Annotated in this window: 1 protein-coding gene and 1 rRNA gene; both read right to left on the bottom strand. The window is 66.0% G+C overall.

The annotated features are described in order from the left end of the window. Positions 1 to 391 (bottom strand): 16S ribosomal RNA (locus VED21_RS21690); the annotation flags it as partial. Between the two features lie 692 nt (positions 392 to 1,083). After that, a partial coding sequence (locus VED21_RS21685) for a S41 family peptidase (protein WP_324885922.1) occupies positions 1,084 to 2,164 on the bottom strand: 1,081 nt, incomplete at its 5' end.

Here is a 2,164-nt window from a genome sequence, read left to right as displayed (position 1 = left end):
CACTCACGCGGCATTGCTGGATCAGGCTTGCGCCCATTGTCCAATATTCCCCACTGCTGCCTCCCGTAGGAGTCTGGGCCGTGTCTCAGTCCCAGTGTGGCTGATCATCCTCTCAGACCAGCTACCGATCGTCGGCTTGGTGGGCCGTTACCCCACCAACTACCTAATCGGACGCGGGCTCCTCTCTCGGCGTAAACTTTCCCCCCCGATCTCCATGAAAGGGGGGCGTATCCGGTGTTAGCGTCCGTTTCCAGACGTTATCCCGAACCGAAAGGCAGATTCCCACGTGTTACTCACCCGTGCGCCACTAAGGCCGAAGCCTTCGTACGACTTGCATGTGTTAGGCATGCCGCCAGCGTTCGTTCTGAGCCAGGATCAAACTCTCAGGTTCAATTCACCGCCAACCGAGGCCGGCGGTAATTGATGAAGGGTCGCTCATGCGACACACCTTACACCTAAGCTCGATACTGTATCATCTTGCTTGGCTTGTCGGATGCGCTCCGATCGACCCTCGCTGTGTGCCGTGTCCCCAGTTTCCCGAGCACCCGACCCGCTAAGCCGACCGCCTGCGCATCCCTTCTCAATCGGTATTCGCTTGTCAAAGATCCGTGCATCCCGGGAGGGACGCTGGACGCGCCGTCGGCGAGATGCCCGCCACCGGCGAGCCCGCGTTCGTCGCTCCTGTCTGGGAGAACCGCGCCGGAGCAGTGAACCCCGTCGCGATGACCAGAACCTAACCACCAAACCACACCGCGTCAAGAAGAAACTTCAACGTGGTGGCAGATTTTTCCAGAAACGCCGAAGCGCCTCGGTACCGCAGACTACAACCATGCAAAGGCGCCTCGCCGCCAGAGCAGAGATCGAAATCCCTGCTTCGCGGACACTGGCGACAATGCCTGTCACGAGTTCGCGTCCACAGTGTGGTGCGATCCTGGACTGGACCGACACTGCACGGCGATGGACGTGATGTTTAGATTCGGAGCCCACGGCGACGGATGAATATCGCCGGGGGAGCGGGCTTATATGGGATGTCGCGATCCCGTGTCCAGACCTTTTTCATCGCCCGAACCGGCGGCGACGGCCTTACCGCGCGCCGAGGCTCACCCGCTGCGGCCGCGACGCCGGCCCGGCGGTCAGGATGGAGAGGGCACGGGCGAGCGGCTGGTCCACGGCGGCGTTCGGGGGAAACGGCGCCGGCTTGGCGTCGTCCATGGCCACGGTCTCGTCCGGCGCGATCCCGACCTCGTGGATCGAATGTCCGGACGGCGTGAAGTAGCGCGCCGTCGTCAGCTTCAGCGCGCTGCCGCCGTCGAACGGGATGATGCTCTGGATGATGCCCTTGCCGAACGTCCTGGTGCCGATCACCACGGCGCGCCGGTGGTCCTTGAGGGCGCCGGTCAGGATCTCCGCGGCCGAGGCCGACTTGCCGTTCACCAGCACCACGACGGGCAGCCCGCCGGCCTCGTCGCCGGCGCGCGCGGTGTAGGTGCGGTTGGCGTCGGGGTCGCGCCCCTTGGCGGTCAGGATGGTTCCCTGTTCCAGGAAGGCGTCCGCCACCTTGACGCTGGCGTTCACCAGACCGCCGGGGTTGTGCCGCAGGTCGAGCACGAAGCCGCGCAGCTCCGGCCCTGCCCGTTCCCGCAAGGAGCGGAGGGCCGTGCTGACGCCGGAATAGGTCTGGCGGTCGAACCGCATGATCTGGATGTAGCCGACCGCGCCGAGCGCGGCGTGCTTGACCGACGGCACCTTGATCTCCTCGCGCGTCACCGACACGTCGAACGGCGCCGGCGCGCCATCGCGCGACACGGTGAGCGACACGGCGGCCCCCAGCGGGCCGCTCAGCAGTTGCTTGACGGTCGCCATCTCCTGGCCGTCCACGGCCTGCTGGTCCACGGCGCGGATGAGGTCACCCGCCCGCAGCCCGGCGCGCTCGGCGGGAGAGCCGGGGACGGTATCGGTGATGCGGACGTGCTCGCCCTGCGGCTCGTAGCGGAGCCCCAGACCGGTGAAGGCGCCCTCGTTCTCCGCACGCATCGTCTTGTACTCGGCCGGCGGCAGATAGGCCGAATAGCGGTCGCGCCCGGCCATCGCCCGGATGGCGATGTCCGTGAGCTCCTGGTCCGACATCGGCTCGACGTACCGGCTCTTGATCTCACGCAGGGCG

This window comes from Azospirillum sp. (genome assembly GCF_035627195.1).
Classification (GTDB): domain Bacteria; phylum Pseudomonadota; class Alphaproteobacteria; order Azospirillales; family Azospirillaceae; genus Azospirillum.
Note: the sequence above shows the minus strand (reverse complement) of the source record. Positions and strands in the feature narration are given on the sequence as shown.